The sequence below is a fragment of the Flavobacterium sp. UBA5153 genome (assembly GCA_002413745.1).
Taxonomy (GTDB): Bacteria; Bacteroidota; Bacteroidia; order Flavobacteriales; family Flavobacteriaceae; genus Flavobacterium.
This window is the reverse complement of the sequence record DHXP01000078.1, coordinates 113,487-131,645: the sequence shown is the minus strand read 5'-3', so window position 1 is coordinate 131,645 and position 18,159 is coordinate 113,487. Positions and strand designations below refer to the sequence as shown.

The 18,159-nt window shown below is 34.9% G+C and carries 13 protein-coding genes; 6 read left to right on the top strand and 7 right to left on the bottom strand.

The window, feature by feature from the left end:
- Positions 1 to 56 precede the first annotated feature (56 nt).
- The 5 genes from B2145_RS16815 to B2145_RS16795 are packed head-to-tail and all read right to left on the bottom strand — an operon-like array spanning position 57 to position 7,951.
- Entirely contained in the window at positions 57 to 2,903 is a 2,847-nt protein-coding gene (locus B2145_RS16815; protein ID WP_291104893.1) for a TIM-barrel domain-containing protein, read from the bottom strand.
- A 53-nt stretch (positions 2,904 to 2,956) separates the two neighbouring features.
- Positions 2,957 to 4,147 (bottom strand): AGE family epimerase/isomerase, encoded by a 1,191-nt coding sequence (locus B2145_RS16810; protein WP_291104891.1) that lies wholly within the window; start codon positions 4,145 to 4,147, stop codon positions 2,957 to 2,959.
- Positions 4,148 to 4,150: 3 nt separating this feature from the next.
- Positions 4,151 to 5,344, bottom strand: a complete 1,194-nt coding sequence (locus B2145_RS16805) for a glycosidase (protein WP_291104889.1) — start codon at positions 5,342 to 5,344, stop codon at positions 4,151 to 4,153.
- 24 nt (positions 5,345 to 5,368) lie between these two features.
- Complete coding sequence (locus B2145_RS16800; RefSeq protein ID WP_291104887.1) at positions 5,369 to 6,760, bottom strand: MFS transporter; 1,392 nt, start codon at positions 6,758 to 6,760, stop codon at positions 5,369 to 5,371.
- Between the two features lie 39 nt (positions 6,761 to 6,799).
- Positions 6,800 to 7,951: a glycoside hydrolase family 26 protein gene (locus tag B2145_RS16795; RefSeq protein WP_291104885.1), complete on the bottom strand. Its 1,152-nt coding sequence runs from the start codon at positions 7,949 to 7,951 to the stop codon at positions 6,800 to 6,802.
- A 278-nt stretch (positions 7,952 to 8,229) separates the two neighbouring features.
- Between B2145_RS16795 and B2145_RS16790 the strand changes: the two genes are divergently transcribed.
- The 4 genes from B2145_RS16790 (at position 8,230) to B2145_RS16775 (ending at position 14,770) form a co-directional block, all read left to right on the top strand.
- Positions 8,230 to 9,108, top strand: a complete 879-nt coding sequence (locus B2145_RS16790; protein WP_291104883.1) for a helix-turn-helix domain-containing protein — start codon at positions 8,230 to 8,232, stop codon at positions 9,106 to 9,108.
- A gap of 567 nt (positions 9,109 to 9,675) precedes the next feature.
- Entirely contained in the window at positions 9,676 to 12,546 is a 2,871-nt protein-coding gene (gene galA, locus B2145_RS16785; RefSeq protein ID WP_291104880.1) for a beta-galactosidase GalA, read from the top strand.
- A 15-nt stretch (positions 12,547 to 12,561) separates the two neighbouring features.
- Positions 12,562 to 13,800, top strand: coding sequence for a glycoside hydrolase family 27 protein (locus tag B2145_RS16780; protein ID WP_291104877.1), 1,239 nt, complete (start codon positions 12,562 to 12,564; stop codon positions 13,798 to 13,800).
- 4 nt (positions 13,801 to 13,804) lie between these two features.
- Positions 13,805 to 14,770, top strand: coding sequence for a glycoside hydrolase family 5 protein (locus B2145_RS16775; RefSeq protein ID WP_291104875.1), 966 nt, complete (start codon positions 13,805 to 13,807; stop codon positions 14,768 to 14,770).
- Positions 14,771 to 15,062: 292 nt separating this feature from the next.
- Here B2145_RS16775 and B2145_RS16770 read toward each other — a convergent pair whose 3' ends face one another.
- Positions 15,063 to 15,920, bottom strand: a complete 858-nt coding sequence (locus B2145_RS16770; protein ID WP_291104873.1) for a leucine-rich repeat domain-containing protein — start codon at positions 15,918 to 15,920, stop codon at positions 15,063 to 15,065.
- A 600-nt stretch (positions 15,921 to 16,520) separates the two neighbouring features.
- Between B2145_RS16770 and B2145_RS16765 the strand changes: the two genes are divergently transcribed.
- Complete coding sequence (locus B2145_RS16765; RefSeq protein ID WP_291104871.1) at positions 16,521 to 16,805, top strand: hypothetical protein; 285 nt, start codon at positions 16,521 to 16,523, stop codon at positions 16,803 to 16,805.
- A 55-nt stretch (positions 16,806 to 16,860) separates the two neighbouring features.
- On the top strand, positions 16,861 to 17,442 hold the full coding sequence (locus tag B2145_RS16760) for a helix-turn-helix domain-containing protein (RefSeq protein ID WP_291104868.1): 582 nt from the start codon (positions 16,861 to 16,863) through the stop codon (positions 17,440 to 17,442).
- A 49-nt stretch (positions 17,443 to 17,491) separates the two neighbouring features.
- Here the strand turns inward: B2145_RS16760 and B2145_RS16755 are convergent, their stop codons facing one another.
- Positions 17,492 to 18,154: an HAD hydrolase-like protein gene (locus tag B2145_RS16755; RefSeq protein WP_349677719.1), complete on the bottom strand. Its 663-nt coding sequence runs from the start codon at positions 18,152 to 18,154 to the stop codon at positions 17,492 to 17,494.
- Between the last annotated feature and the right edge of the window lie 5 nt (positions 18,155 to 18,159).

Genomic DNA, 18,159 nt, shown 5'->3' with positions numbered 1-18,159 from the left:
ATCGAATTAATAAAAAAATACAGATGTAATAAATACCGCTTTCTTGAAATTTATTTTTAAGATTTTACCATTATTTTTTTACCATTATATTTTACTTTTTCACCATCAATCACTTTGTCATCTAAGTTAAAAGTTGATTTTTTTGTTTTGTCAATGAAAACCACGTTAAAGACTCTTTGTTTTTGCATTCCTTTAAAGCTTCCTTTTCTGTCAGCTATTGTAAGTGTTTTGGTTGCTTCATTGTATTTAAACTCAATTGTTGCAAACTGTCCTTTTTCATAGTTATAATTAATATTTTCGTCTTCATACAATGTGAAACTGGTATCTTTTCCCGTGTAAACATAAATGGTAAACGGTTCTGATGTTTTTTGTGAAGTGTATTCAATATTTGGACCGCAAGGAATTATGGAACCTTCTTTTACATATAAAGGTAATTTTTCATAAGTCGCTTCTGCATCGATGGTTTGCCCGCCTTCAAGGAATTCGCTGGTGTAAAAATTATACCATCCATTGGTGTTTGGCAAGTATAAGGTACGACTTCGTTTTTTATATTCCGTAACAGGATTGACAAGAATTGCCGGGCCAAACATAAATTGATCTGCGATATTGAGAACATTTTTATCGGAATTAAAGTCCATTGGAAGTCCACGCATAATAGTATAATCATCGTGATATGTTTTTCCCGCCAATGAATAAATATAAGGCATCAATCTGTAACGAAGTTTGTTGTAATAAAGAATACTTTTATAGGCAGGATGATCTTCCGGAGCAATATTAAAAATTTCTCTGTAAGGAAATTGACCATGAGATCTAAATAATGGACAAAAAGCCCCATATTGATACCAACGAGCGTTTAATTCTCTCCATTCGTCCAAGTCTTGTCCTGATGGTTTTTCATAACGTGTTTCTACAGAGAATCCTCCGATATCCATTGTCCAATACGGCATACCTGACATCGAGAAATTAAGTCCGGCAGGAATTTGATTTTTTAAATCTTCCCAACGAGAACCGATATCGCCACTCCAAGTTGCGGCAGCATAACGTTGCAAACCTGCAAAACCGGAACGGGTAAGCATAAAAATTCTTTTATTGGGATCAACACTACGTTGCCCTTCATAAATTCCTTTGGCATTCATCAATGAGAAGGCATTGTAATTTTTTTCAGGAGCTCCCAAAAAGTTGTTCCCAATCATTTCTTTACGCACTTCCGGCGGCATATTGCTATGTACATCCGGCTCAGAAGCATCCATCCACCAAGCATCGATTCCTGTTGAATAAATTTTATTATTTATTAGATCCCAAAATGCTTTTCTGGCATTTGGATTATAAGGATCATAAATGCCATTTGTGAATCCCAACCAATCTTTTCTGCCTTCGGCTACATTTCGTTTCAAAATGAATCCTTTTGCATCTAAATCTTTATAGTTTTGAGTGACATCATAAAATTTGGCCCAAACCGAAATCATCAAATTGGTGTTGTATTTTTCGTGCAAAGTTTTCATCATTCCCTTTGCATCAGGAAAACGATCAGTATCAAACTCTTGGCTTCCCCACTGTCCTTCTCTCCAGTATCTCCAGTCTAAAACAATATTATCCAGTCCAATTTTTCTCTTTCTGAATTCGGCAACGGTGTTCAATATTTCATCCTGTGTATTGTAGCGTTCCCGACTTTGCCAAAATCCCATAGACCATTTAGGCATCAAGGTTGCTTTTCCGGTAAGCGTTCTGTAACCACTAATCACTTCATCCATATTTTTACCGGAAACGAAAAAATAATCAATTTTTTGCCCTACTTCCGATTCAAATGCGAATTCATTTTTTTGCTCCTTTGTCAAAGGTTTTGACCAGTTAACTGCAATAAAGGATTCACTTGAAACGGGATCCCATTCAATTCTTATTTTGTGTTTTGTGTCTTTTTCTAAATTGATTCTGACAAGCTCACTTGTTGCATTCCAACCTTGTCTCCAATGGCTAGCCACCAATTTGTCGTTGATATATATTTTTGCATAACCCGAAGACCAAAGATTAAAAAAGTGTTCCCCTGAAAAATCAGTTTCAAATGAACCTTCCCATTTCACGGTTACATTTGCTAAATTTATTCCTGCCGGCACATTTTTTAAAGATGGAATATAACGGTAATCGATAAAAGATTCTGGAAGAGTAAGCACTTTTTTAGGATCTTTTTTGTCTGTATACGTTGCCGTTAACCAACCTCTATTCCCATCGGCAGAAGTTAATTTTAGAGTGGAAAGTTTTTCGAAATCTTTTGTGTCTATTGACTTTGTAATAGAATTATTATCCCATAAAATTCCGTAATTTTTGCTCGAAACCATAAAAGGAATAGCTACTTCAGTGTTGTATTGTGATAATAATACTTTAGTCCCTTTATAATTAAAAAGGCCATTTTGATGTTGACCCAATCCATACAGTGCTTCATCAGAATCACTCGTGAAGGATTGACGAACAATGTAAGACTGCTCTCCGTCTAGTGTAGTTCCCGTGAATGTTTTTCCGCCACCTTTGGTTTCCTGCAAAAGAATTTTACCTGTATTGTCCGTGAAAATTATTTCTCCGTTTGCCGTAGAAACAATCGCATTTAGAGACGCTGTGGAAAGTGTAACTGCACCATTAGATTCTTTTACATCCCATTTTACAGGATTTAACTTCGCATCAATAAGCATTAAACTTTTCGTGGTGTCGAATGTGGTTGTAGGACTTGCCGTTATGTGCAATATAGAATTTGATACTACTTGTACTTTTAAAACCAAAGCATCATTCCTTTGCGGATTTTTAATCTTGATTTCAATACCATCGTCCAACTTTGTATAGGTATCAGTTGATTGTGCAGCAACTTTAACAGTGGATGCTAGCAGTAATAAAACGAAAAAAAATGTCTTTTTCATACTCATTTTAAATTTTTATTTAAGAATTAATAGTGTTGTGTCTTTTTACAAATTTAGTCTTCAATTCGATGAATCAATTCAATACAAGCCCTGCTATTATGGTACGGACATTTCCAAAATCCGGCTTTGTCCTTTTGCATTAAAGAATAATCGGCATTTACGCCCCAATACCATTCCCCATTTTGCTTGTCTATAATATGATTTTTTACAAAATTCCAGTTTTTCAAAACAATTTCTAAATACGATTCGTCTCCAGAAAGTTGCCATGCGTTGAAATATCCAATCATCAGTTCCGCTTGTGGCCATGAATGCTTTTCGGCTACCAATTCATTATTTTCCGGTTTTAATTCATACCACAAACCACCATCTTTATCAATGCCCTCTTTGGCAGCATCGGCTAACTGGATGGCGTGTTTTTTAAAACGATCTATTAAATTTTTGTCTTCCGTAATTTCTGCGCATTGCAATAATAACCAAGCGGCTTCAATATCATGTCCATAAGATATTACGTCTGGTTTTTCTACCCAGTTTTCATCAAAAAACAGTCTTAAATGTCCCGTTTTTTCATTAATAAAATAAGTGTCTACAACTTCAAGTAACTCGATAATATCTTTTCTTAAAGTTTCATCTTTCCATACTTTATATAAATTAACATAGCCTTCAACGATATGCAAATGGGTATTCATTGTTTTCTTTTCGTTTGCGTCTTTGTCGCTCAAACGTAAATCATCTATGGGTTGCCAATCGCGTGTAAAAGCCTCGAAATATCCCTTGTGAATTGGGTCATAACTATATTTCTGTATAGTTTTATACAAAGAAATGGCTATTTCCAATGCTTTTTCCTCTTTTGAAATCGCATAATATTCAGACATTCCATAAATAACAAAACCCAAAGCGTAAATTTGATTTTTTGTGTCTTTTGGAGTTCCGTCGTGATTTAAACTCCAAAAAATGCCGCCAAATTCTGCGTCATAAAAATGATTGACAATATAGTCAAACGCACGCTTAGCGATCTTTTTATGCTCCTCGTTTTTTGTTAATTGATAGCCCGAAGAAAAAGCCCACAGAATCCTAGCATTTAAAACAGACCCTTTTTCGGCCTGGTAATTTTTATGATTGTTATAATCTATTTGACCTATAAAACCGTCATTTTCAATATCGATTGTAAATTCCGACCAATACCCAAGAATGTTATTGAGTTCGGTTGTTAATTCGGTTTTTAGATGATTTAATTTTGTTGACACAGATTATAAAATTTCTTTATTTTTATTTACTTGTTCAATAATAGTATTTACGGAACCTGCAGATGTAAAGGTATCTTCAGGCGAGTTCATTACATAATCAATTAATTTTTCAACTGATGAAACGGCCACGTGCATTCTCGTATCCGAAGAAGCGTAATAAATAAAAACGGTACCGTCTTCATCTTCAATCCAACCGTTTGAAAACAACACGTTTGAGACATCGCCAATTCTCTCCATTCCTTCAGGAGCCATAAAATGTCCAGCAGGAACATGAGTCACTTTCGAAATATCATTTAAATCAGTCATAAACATATACAAAGTATAGCGCAATCCGGCAGCTGTATTTCTAACGCCGTGAGCCAAATGCAACCACCCTTTTTCTGTTTTTATCGGTGCTGGACCAAGACCGTTTTTCAACTCATAAATCGTATGATATTGTTTGCCAAAAATAATTTGCTCATCTTTTACGATTGGATTTTTCATGTCATCGATATAACCAAGACCAATTCCGCCTCCGCTTCCAACATCAATAAATCCATCTTGCGGACGGGTGTATAAAGCATATTTCCCATCTACGAATTCAGGATGCAAAACTACATTTCTTTGCTGACCTGTATTCGAAATCAAATCAGGCAATCTTTCCCAATTTACTAAATCTTTGGTACGAACAATTCCCGCATTGGCAATAGCCATGCTCGTATCTCCTTTAGGGGCTTTAGGATCCTTTCTTTCGGTACAAAAAATACCGTAAATCCAGCCGTCTTCATGGTTTGTCAAACGCATATCGTAAACGTTTGTGTCTGGTTCTTCGGTTTGCGGAATAACACAAGGTTTGTCCCAAAATTTGAAATTATCAATTCCATTTGGACTTTCCGCTATGGCAAAGAATGACTTTCTATCGACACCTTCCACACGAACAGCAAGAATATATTTGTTATTCCATTTCATCGCGCCAGCGTTGAAAGTAGCATTGATGCCAATTCGTTCCATTAAAAATGGATTTGTGGCTTCGTTTAAGTCATAACGCCATTCGACTGGAGCATGATTTGCTGTTACGACAGGGTTTTTATAACGTTTGAATATCCCGTTTCCCACATAAGATTGTGGTTCGTTTTTATTTTCTATTAGCTGTTGAAATTCGTTTTCAATTTCAATTTTTCTTTTCTGGAAATCTGTATTTATTGCTTCTGTATTCATGATTGATAGTTCTAAAATCAAATATTAATTTGTTAAATTTCTTTTGTTATTCAGGTCTTGTTCTATTGTTTCCAATTTTTCTTCCGTCAGTGGATAGAATAGAATAAAAAGCACGGAAACTGCTGCTGCAATTGCTGGAAGAATACTCAACATTAACTGAATTCCATTTTGGGTTACTGCAGTTTGCTCAATATTTGCCTGAAAACCATAATATCCCAAAAGCCATCCTGTTGCGGCTCCACCTATTGTCCAACCAAATTTTTGTGACATTGAAGAAGCTGAAAATACAAGTCCAGTAGCTCTTCTTCCTTGTTTCCATTCAGAGTAATCCGCACTATCGGCGTACATTGACCATATTAAAGGGAAAATACAACCTGCGCAAATGCTTATCAGTACTTGGAAAACCATAATCAGCAACACATCTTCTTTTCCGAAGAAATAGAATATTACACTTAAAATTGCCGCCAAAGTCATTGCTCCGAAAAAGGTATTTTTTTTCCCGATTCTATTTGCGATTGGTGTCGCTGCAATCACTCCAATAATATTTGCCGCTTGACCTAAAACCAAGTATAAGGAAGTGGGCGTCATGGCAAAAGTCTCTCCAAAGACATTAAAACTATAGCTCACGGTATGACTTACATAATATTTAAAGTAATAAACTGCCGCGCCATCACGAATTGAATTGAATACCAAGGTACCAATTCCGGCACCAAGAAGAATCCACCAAGGTTTGTTTTTCCAAAGATCTTTGAGGTCTTCTTTTAAAACAGTTTTTTCATCAGAGATTGGTTTAACCCGTTCTTTGGTTAGAAAAAAACATCCCCAGAAAAAAATAGTGGTGATGATTCCAAAAACTATAATGGTATATAACCAACCTATTTTTGAATTCATATTACCTCCAAAATGATTCACAAGAGGTTCTATAAGCCATAGTGCCAGTAAGCTTCCACCAAAAGCAAAAACCATTCGATAGGAAGATAGTGTTGTTCGTTCTTTTCTATCAGATGACATTACACCTAGCAAGGATGCATAAGGAACATTGATTATTGAATATACCATCATCATCAAAGAATAGGTTACATAAGCATAAATTATTTTCCCCTTTGCATCAAAATCAGGAGTATAAAATGTCAACACACCTATGACAGCGAAAGGTATGGCAGTCCATAATAGATAAGGTCTGAATTTACCCCAACGTGTTTTTGTTCTATCTGCTATGATTCCAACCAAAGGGTCAAAACAGGAATCCCAGATTCTAGTAATCAAAAACATAGTTCCTACTACGGCTGGTGCCAATCCGAATACATCGGTGTAAAAAAACATAAGATACATGCTAAATATTTTCCAGAACATGGAAGAAGCAGCATCTCCCAATCCGTAACCAACTTTTTCTTTTAAACTAACTTTATTGTGCATTTTTTTAGGTGATAAATCTTAAAATTAAGAGGTTACTGATTATTTTTTGTAAATATTTTCTTTTGCAACATCTTTCTCGAATAAAATTTTGTCAAGATTGTAAAAATCAACAAAGTCTTTTTCACTCAGCTGACCTTTGTATGGTGCATAGTAGTGCATGTGTGGCGGATTCAGGGATTCATTCCAGCCATGGTTTCTCCAAACCAAAACATAGGAAATTTTATAATCACCAATTGCTTTCATCAAAGTATCCGTCCACCATTTATCATAAGGAATTTGTTCATATCCCGTTTCGGCAAAAGCCATGATTTTATTTTGTTCTTTGGCAACTTCATCCATAATTTTGAATTGTCTTTGGCAATTTTCAATAAATGAATTGTCTTTAGTGGGGTCATTATATTGGTAATTGTCAAAACTTAAAATGTCTGCATAATCAGATCCTGGATAATATTCCAAAAACTCTTCCTTGTTTTTAAAACCGGCAGTATTGTAAACATAAATTAAATTATGAACCCCTTTTTTTTGTAAATAATCAATCGTGAACTTCCATAATGTTTTGAATTCCTCGGGGCTTCCGTTGTTTTTACACCACCAAAACCAGTTTCCTGTAAGTTCATGATATGGGCGATAGAGCATCGGAATTGCTTTTCCTTTTTCGTCTTTTAAAGACAAAATGAATTTTGCGGCTTCATCTAACCAAGATTTAAATTTTTCGTGACTTACTCCTCCCGGTAATGCAGATGCAAGAGATTTTGGAGTGGTATCCCAAGCATTTTTCCCAGTCAAAGGATTATCAAAATGCCAGCTAATGGTGATGATTCCACCTCTGGCGTGAGCGTCTTTGATGTACTGTTTCATCTTGTCAAAAGGAACACCGTCAATATTCTTGGCTGACTTTTTTTCTAACCCGCCAAGATCCCATCCGTAAACTGCCGGATAATCTCCCGCAACCTCTTTCACGTCGCTTCTCCCGGCTTCATATTTCCAGTTTACGCCATAGGCCAAATCATCCTGATGGCCGAACATTATTCCTTTATTGATTAATTTTGTTAAATTTTTGTACAGTGTTACAGTTTCAGGAGTCGATTTTTTGTCGGAAATAGATAATTTAGTATCAATAGCTTGAGCTTTTAGGGAACAGGAAGTTCCAATAAAAAAATAAGTTAATAGCACCGTAATGGATTTTTTCATATTTGTAATTGTTAATTTGAATAGCTGGAAAAGAGAACTATAAATCTAATTTTAGGTTTTGTAACGTTGAATTATTTGATTCAAGAAAAAAATAATATTTTTCGAATGTAATTATCAAAATTATAAAAACTGGTTATATTAAAAGCGATTAATGTTTATTATTCCTATTGTTTGTAAAAATTCAATAATTGCATTTTTCAAAGATAATTCGACGACTCCCCATGAATTAATATTATTTTATCAATTATATGTCATATTATTGCAAACAAAAATACAACATGAGTAGTTTAAAGAATTTTTACAGAGAAATACCTCCTCTTTCTCCGCTTGATAGTTTTTTAGTTTTTGACAGGGTTAAGGATACTTTTGATTTTCCGGTACACTATCACCCTGAATTCGAGATCAATTTCATCCTAAATGGCAAAGGGGTTAAACGTGTTGTTGGCGATAATATAGAAGAAATTGACGATGTAGAATTGGTTCTAATTGGCCCTAATTTATATCATGGATGGGAATTAAATAAATGCTCAAGCAAGCAAATTCACGAGGTAACAATTCAATTTCACAATGATTTATTTCATGAATCCTTGTTATCCAGAAGAATAATGGGTCCAATAAAAGACATGTTTAATCGTTCGATTCATGGTATTTTATTTTCAAAAAAAATTACTGAAGAGCTTTCCCCTCGACTCATTAAAATTTCGAAATTAGACGGAATGGATTATTTTCTGGAGATTACATCCATACTATATGATTTAGCCAACTCCAGGAATCAAAGGCTTTTGTCTACTTACACAGTTGATTACGCTACTTTCGATGACTATGACAAAATGAAATTAGTATATGAGTATGTGCAAAAAAACTTTGCCAAAAAAATATCTTTAGAGGACGTTTCTAAAGTGGCAAGCATGACCAGCATTTCATTTAACAGATTTATTAAAAAACGTACTGGAAAAACTTTTGTGAATTATATAAATGACATCAGAATTGGTTATGCCGCCAGATGGATAGTAGAGAAAGATTTAAGCATTTCTGAAATTGCATTCAAGTCCGGCTTCAATAATATAGCCAATTTTAACAGAAGTTTCAAGTCCATTAAAAAACGCACCCCTAGTCAATATAGAGAAGATTTTTCTGGTTTAAAGCGAATATTATAACTCCCCGTTTCTGCTTCATTTTTTTTACCATCCTTCGAAATCGTTTGAATCTAAAACGGACCACTTATCTATTAATTTAATTCTTATTATCATACTTTTTTTGGCAAAAAATTACATATACCATAAATAATGATAGTTATTATTTTCATATCTATTACTTAAAAGTTATGAAGTAAAAACAGTATCATTAAATGATATAATACTATTAATTTGATGTTAACCGGTGTTATATATTTGTTTTTAAATTGTTTAAAAATTATCTTCTGATTGGACATACACTAAAATTCCATTTTCAGATGTTGGAAATCCGACTACTTGGGATCAGTTAACTTTACAAGAATCAGGTAATTTTGGAGGTAACACAATTCTTATTGATGATATGGGCTTCGTGCTCAAATAATATTTTGGTTTCTTTGAGTTAGTTTTTAAGACATTCCCTAATTGAGCATTAGGGAATTCTTTTTTTAAGCTAAGATTAATAAAAAATAATGACAGAATACCCGTTAGCATCTTATTTCAAAGAGTGTTTTATTTGTAAATTTCCTTGTAAAGGACTATTTTTATTCTATGAAAATATTAAAAAAGAGTTTTTCAACTGTTCTTATTTTACTCCTGTTTACCACGCTGCTTTTTGCACAGTCTAAACCGGCATCGCAGGAAAGAGAACACATATCAATTGACCACGGTTGGAAGTTTGCGTTCGGACATCCTTATGATACCCAAAAAGATTTCAATAACGGAACAAGTTATTTTTCTTATTTAGCCAAAACATCTTATGGAGATGGCGCTGCTTCTCAAGATTTTGACGACCGTGCCTGGAGAAAATTAGATTTACCGCACGATTGGGCAGTAGAACAACCTTTTAGTAAAGAAGCAAGTTATAGTCATGGTTTTAAAGCTATCGGAAGAAAATTTCCTGATGCCAGTGTGGGCTGGTACCGCAAAAAAATAACCATCCCCGAAAGTGATTTGGGTCGCCGCATCCATATTGCTTTTGATGGTGTTTTTCGCAACTCAATTGTTTGGGTAAACGGACATTATCTGGGAACCGAACCCAGTGGCTATTTGGGCTTTGAGTACGATATTACTGATTACATCAATTATGGAGGCGAAAACACAATAGCCGTTCGTGTCGATGCAACTATGGAAGAAGGTTGGTTTTACGAAGGAGCCGGTATGTATCGTCATGTATGGCTAAACAAAACCAATCCGTTGCATATTCCTGCTGACGGAACATTTGTATCGACAAAAATAAATGGAAAGAATGCCGAGCTAACTTCAAAAGTTTCGGTAATTAATGAAGGTGGCGAACCCCAAAACTTTAAAATTATTCAAACTGTTTTAGACGCAACCGGAAAATCTATTGCTACTGCAACAATTAATAATTTAAGTTTGAAACCAATGGAAACCAAAGAGTTTAGTGCTACCCTATCCGTTGACAATCCGAATTTGTGGTCAGTTGAAACCCCGTATTTACATAAAATGATTCATTCTGTTTTTATTGGAGACAAATTAATAGACACATACGAAACCACTTTTGGCATACGTACCCTTCGTTTTGATCCAAATGAAGGCTTTTTCTTAAATGAAAAACATATTAAAATAAAAGGGACAAACAACCATCAAGATCATGCCGGTGTTGGTTCAGCTATGCCTGATGGTTTGCAGGATTTTCGTATTGCCACTCTAAAATCATTTGGAAGTAACGCTTACAGATGTTCACATAATCCGCCCACACCTGAGTTATTAGACGCTTGTGACCGTTTAGGGATGTTAGTCATTGATGAAAACCGATTGATGGGAACCACTCAGGTACAACTGAATGATCTTAAACGAATGATGATCCGTGACAGAAATCATCCTAGTGTTATCAGTTGGTCTATAGCCAATGAAGAATGGGGGGTGGAGGGAAATATCATCGGTGCTCGAATGGCAAGAACCATGCAGGATTATGCAAAAACTATCGATACCACCCGTGGAATAACTGCGGCCGTAAGCGGTAATTGGGATAATGGAATAGCCACTGCCGTAGATGTTATTGGATATAATTATATTAAACACGGCAGTACGGATAAGCACCATAAAAACTTCCCTTTGCTATCCAGTTGGGGAACCGAAGAAGGTTCTACGTTTGCCACAAGAGGCATCTATTTTGATGATGAAAAAAATCAATTCAAAGCGGCTTATGATCGAAAACCAGCTCCCGAAGCATTCAGTTTAGAGGAAGGTTGGAAGCATTATGCTTCTCGTCCTTACCTTGCAGGAATCTTCATTTGGACTGGTTTTGATTATCGTGGTGAACCCACCCCTTATGAATTCCCGTCTGTAGGTTCCTATTTTGGTATGGTGGACCAATGTGGTTTTTATAAAGACGATGCGTGGTATTTAAAATCATGGTGGGACAATGTGCCTATTTTGCATATTTTACCTCATTGGAACTGGAAAGGTAAAGAAGGACAACCAATAGACGTTTGGGCATACAGCAATTGCGATGAAGTGGAACTTTTTTTGAATAAAAAGAGTCAAGGCAGAAAAACAATGGAGAAAAACAGTCACTTGGAATGGAAAGTGAATTACCAACCGGGTACATTAGAAGCTGTAGGGTTCAAAAACGGTAAAAAAATCCTGAATGATGTAGTAAAAACTACAGGCACAGCCGTTTCGGTAAATTTAGAATCCAATAAAAGGACGCTTGACGCCAATAAAGATAATATAGCGATGATTACTATTGACACCAAAGATAAATCAGGATTACATGTACCCACTTCTGATAAAGAAATCACCTTTTCTATCTCTGGACCTGGAAAGATTATCGGAGTAGGAAATGGAAAACCAACTTCTCTTGAAGCCGATAAATATATAGAAACAAACACTATTATTGCCATTTCTAATTTAAAAGAAAAATTCATCAGCGACTTGACTTCTAAAGAGAAGGCGGCAGATAATGTTGACATTTCTAATTGGCAAAATGCATTCAAAGACAGCAGAGACACCCTTTTTGGCAAAAAAGTAAAAGCAATTGTCTATAGAACCACTTTTGACTTACCCCAAAATTTTAATGAAACCCAAATCAATTTGTTTTATAATAGCATTGGTCAAACCCAATCTATTTTCATCAATGGAAATGAAATTGCTAAAAACATTCCGGAAAATAAAAAAGGAGACGCCTTTAAATTAGACAAATCAATCCTTCGTGCCGGAAGTAATACAATTTCGATAGTTGCAATTCCTTTGATTTTTAAATACAAATGGGGAACCGTTAATACAAATCCGGGAACAATTCAAATAATTACTCCAGCTCCATCCTATAAAAGAACTCTTTTTAGTGGTTTAGCGCAAGTTATCGTGCAAACGACAGGCGAAGCAGGTGAAATTGTATTAACAGCATCTGCAAATGGATTAAAAAAATCAGAAATTAAAATCAACACAATTAAATAAACAAACACACTTAACATGAAAAAAGTAATCTATTCATTACTACTTCTTAGCTTATCGATAGCTTCGATTGCTCAAGGCAATACTTATACCCAAGGATCCGGAAAATATGAAGGTCTGGCCATGACTCCACCGATGGGCTGGAATTCCTGGAACACATTTCAAACTAATATTGACGAAAAATTAGTCAAGGAAACTGCTGACATAATGGTTGCTTCAGGTATGGCAGCCGCGGGTTATAATTATATTGTTCTCGATGATGGCTGGATGGCTAAAGAGCGTGATGGAAATGGGAATCTAGTCCCGGATCCAATTAAATTTCCAAGCGGAATGAAATCTTTAATTGAATATGTTCATTCAAAGGGATTAAAATTTGGATTGTATAATTGCGCAGGTACAAGAACTTGTGCGGGATATCCAGGAACTCGAGGATACGAATACCAAGATGCTCGATTTTATGCAGGTTTAAATATCGATTATCTAAAATACGATTGGTGTAACACTCAAGGAATTAATGCGAAAGAAGCCTACACCACAATGAGTAATGCACTGAAAACTGCGGGAAAACCTATTGTTTTTAGCTTATGTGAATGGGGTGATAATCAACCATGGAATTGGGCACAACCTGTTGGTAATCTTTGGAGAATCTCCGGGGATATTTATCCTTGTTTTGATTGTGAATTTAAGCACAAAGAAGGAAATTGGTCTTCTTGGGGATTTATGAAAATTCTTGAAATGAGAAAAGACATCCGTAAATTTTCAGGTCCTGATCATTGGAATGATTTTGACATGCTCGAAGTGGGTGACGGAATGACAAATACCGAAGACAAAGCACATTTCACTATGTGGTCTATAATGGCTTCGCCCCTTATTGCTGGGAATGACCTTAGAAAAATGTCTAAGGAAACATTGGCAATTTTAACAAACAAAGAAATAATTGCAATAAACCAAGATAAATTAGGGGTTCAAGGTTTTAAATATTCATCCGAAGACGGATTGGAAGTTTGGGTAAAACCTTTGTCAGACGAAAACTGGGCAATCACTTTCGTGAACAGAAGCGAAGTGGCTAAAAAGATAAATTTTGACTGGAAAAAACAAACTATAAAAGATGCTGATTTTAATTTAGAAGCTAATTTAAATACGACCGTTTATAAAATTAAAAATCTTTGGGAAAACAAAGCAATTGGCACCACTAAAAAAGCATTCAATTCTGAAATTGCTCCACACGATGTAATCGTTTTAAAATTAACTAAATAAAATAATGAAGATAAAATCTAATATTATTGGATTATTGTTTTTATCGATTTCTACTTTATCAAATGCCCAGTTTGTAAAACATCACGGGCAGTTAAAAGTCGAAGGAACACAACTCGTCGATAAAAACGGAACGCCTATAGTTCTTCGCGGTTTGAGTTTTGGCTGGCATAGTTTCTGGCCAAGATTCTATAATGAAGGAGCTGTAAATTGGCTGAAAAAAGATTTTAATTGCAATGTGGTTCGTGCAGCAATGGGAGTTGAAGTTGGCGATAAACCCTATAAAAAGGACCCTGTTTTTTCAAAAGAAAAAATTGAATCAGTTGTTGATGGCGCCATCAAAGCAGATATTTATGTGATTATCGATTGGCACAGTCATAATATAAATCTAAAAGAAGCGAAGGAGTTTTTTGCGGAAATGTCGAAAAAATACGGTAAATATCCGAATGTTATTTATGAAGTTTACAATGAGCCGGATTATGAAACTTGGGATGAAGTAAAAGCCTATTCCGAAGAAGTTATTAAAGTCATAAGGGCAAACGATCCAGATAATATTATTCTCGTGGGTAGCCCTCATTGGGATCAAGACATCCAACTACCTGCAGCAAATCCTATAAAAGGATATGATAATTTGATGTACACCATGCATTTTTATGCAGGCACTCACGAAAAATGGCTGCGGGACAGAACCGATGATGCCATAAAAAGCGGATTACCCATTTTCGTTTCCGAGTCAGCGGGAATGGGAGCATCCGGCGACGGTCCCTTAAATTATACTGCCTGGCAGGAATACATCGATTGGATGGAAGCTAAAAAAATAAGCTGGATCACTTGGTCTGTTTCCGATAAAGATGAAAGTTGTTCTATTCTAAAAAAATCAGCAAAGTCTGAAGGAAATTGGAAAGACGAGGATTTAAAAGAATCAGGTATTAAAGTTCGGGACTACTTACGAAAGTATAATATCGAAAAATAGTTTATCCTCAACTATTTTCAGGACTTGACAAATTATACCGCTAGTTATTTCAAATTAGTCCAATAATCCCGATAGCTATCGGGAGAACTAAATGAAATATACAGCGGCATTATACCAGAACGATTGGACTAAAACATATTAACCAATGGTATTAACAAAAATGGGGATTTACAAAAAACCCGTGAAGCAAGCTTCACGGGTTTTTACTGATTATTGAAACATTACTGTTAACTTAATTTTTAGAGTGTCAGATTGAACCAATTCCCAATCTGCAAGTAGTTACGTTATATGATTATTCCTCCTCAGAAACAATTGCTGTTTTTCTGTCCATTGCCACATTTAATGCGGCAGCAACACCTTTACTGTTTATCATGGTCATTCCCAATACATCTAATTTCGCCATCTTTTTAGAAACCAACCCACTAAACTGATTATAGGAAATATTCATTTCTGTTAGCTTTTTTAATTTTTCTAATTCAAAAAGAACTTGTCCTTCCATCTTATTATCAAATAAACTTAATTGTTGAAGTTCGGTAAGATTTGAAATAGACTGACTCAAGGTTCCTGATATTTTATTACTGTTTAAAAGCAACACTTTTAAATTTTTCAACTCATAAACAGAAGATGGAATTTGACCTTCAATTTCATTATTGTATAAAGACAATGTTTCTAAATTGCTTAGTTTACCTATTTCGAAAGGAATATTTCCTGTAAATCTATTCATGAACAACTCCAAAGTTTTCAAAGAAGACGCCTCATCTATTGAAACAGGAATAGATCCAGATAATTTATTGAATGATAAACGAAGCGACTCTAATGATTTCATATTGCCAATTGAGGAAGGAATGGTTCCTGAAATAGAGTTTTTGAACAAATTAAGACTTTTCAAATACAATAAATCTGAAATTTCTGAAGGCAATTCCCCCACTAAATTATTGTCGGGTAATTGAATCGAAATAACTTTGTCATCTTGTAATTCCACACCAAACCAAGAAGAAACGGGAGCTTTCAAATCCCATTTTGTTGTCCAGTTGGCACCGTTTGTAGCATCATAAAATTTTATGAGTGCGTTTTTTTCAGAAACTGAAACATCTGCTTTCATTACAAATGAAAACGCGATTATTAACAGCAGTGCGAATATTTTTTTCATGATAAAAACTTTTAACGATTACTAATGAACTAAGATAATCATAATATCGATAATATGTAAAAATAATCGATGAAATACACAAATAATTAACTAAATATACAGTAACATAAATTTATTCATATAACAAGCATTATGCATAACCTATTAGGAGTAATTATTTGCAGAAAACAAACGTCTCAGATATTAGTTAGACTGCTGAAATTCAGTGTTTTGAAGTTTTAAAAACAACCCAAATTTAATGCCAAAACACGGATTTTTCAATTCTAAATTAAGGGTTATTTTGGTTTCATTGTTGTCCGATTAAATTTTAAAAATATATACATATCGCCCCGATGGGGCTTTAATCAAGGAATAACTATTCATTCTACAAACATTTCGCTCCTAACGGAGCTGTTTTAGTCCCATCGGGACGGAATGTTTGTAGAAAAATTGCTACCCAAATAATAAGCCCCAGCGGGGCGATATGTTTTATAAGTCCCGTCAATAAAAGCATTATTCGATTTTAATTTTTTTTATCGGACGACAATGTTTTGGTTTCTATTTGCAAAACAGGTATTTTAACTTTTTAATTATAATTTGAAGCCCCCGTTATCCATAAAAATGTATTCCCCAACGGCACAGTTTCCAAATAGCTGGAATAAATTTGCTATTGAAAACATTTTCCTAAGCAAGGAATATTTAGAAATTTTGGGGAAACCGGCTCCAAAAAACACGAACTGTCATTTTATTGGATTGTTCAAGGAAAGCGAATTGGCAGGAATTGCACTTTCGCAATTTTTAGATTTAAATAAACTGGAATCTTTTGGAGAACATGACAGGTGCATAAAAACTTCGATTCGAAATATCATTTTCAAAAACTTTTGTTTCCATAAAGAAAAACAATAACCTATTTTGATATGGTTTATTTATTTGGTTTATTTGTTATTAAAACAAAGTCACCGTGGAAGATTATCTTATTGGAATAGGGAAACGCATTAAAAAAATCAGAAAAGAAAAACAACTTACCATTAGCGAGGTAGCTTCAAGGGCCAATGTAAGTAATGGTCTCATTTCTCGAATTGAAAACGGAAGAACGATACCTTCATTACCTGTTTTATTAAGTCTTATAGCCTCTTTAGACACTCCGGTAAGTATTTTTTTTGAAAATCTAGACCCCGAAAACAACGTCAAATTTATAGTTGCCCGTCATGACGAATATACCGATCTCGAAAAAGAGATTGAAGCGGAAGGATTTACCTATAAATTCATCTTCAGTAAACAATTGACCTCTATGGGGTTTGAAGCCGTTCTTTTGGAAGTGAAACCAAATTCCAAAAGAGAAAAAGTAATTACAGATGCTTTCGAATTCAAATACATTTTAAGTGGCGAAATCACCTACCTCATAGACAAGGAAGAAGTAATCCTCAGAGAAGGGGACTCTTTGTTTTTTGATGGCCGAATTCCTCATGTTCCTGTCAACAAAGGAACCAGCTCTTGTAAAATGTTAGTTTTGTATTTTTTTATAAAGGACAAAGAAAACTAACGATAATTTCCACTTAAAAACATATCGTTAGTTTAGTATCTATTTTTAACTATATAATTTCCAAAAGAGCCGTCAGATTATCAAACACATAGCTGGGAGATGCTGAATTTAGCTGTTTTCGAGTCTGCGCTCCTGTCGTCACACCAATAACGATTCCGCAATTTGCCGCCTTTCCCTCTTCGATATCAACTATAGAATCTCCTACTTTAATAACTTCATCAGGATTAATAATTTGAAATAATGCCATTGCTTTTAGTATCATATCTGGTGCTGGTCTTCCATTTTTTACGTCATCCGCAGTAATTAACGCATCGTACTCTCTTCCCATTTTCCAGTTAATTTTTTTCAACAATGTAGATGCCGTAACATAATCGTATCCCGTATTCAAAACCACTTTTATATTCTTTTGTTTTAGCAGTCCAAAAACATTTTCCGCATCTGAAAAAGGTTTTATTTCTAGATTCATATAGGTTTCTTCCAAGCTAACCTTAAACTTTTGAAATAACTGAAAAGCCTCTTCATCCACATCTTGATCTGGGTTTTTGCTTTTTAGAATATCGGTAATTGCTTGAAGTTTTTCTTTTCCAGCCCCCAAAAGCAAAACCTCATCAAGGGAAGCAGCATATCCCCCATCGTTCACGACTTTTTGCACTGTTTTATAAACTGCATTACCTTCATCTATGGTGGTTCCTGCCATGTCAAACACTATCATTTTTA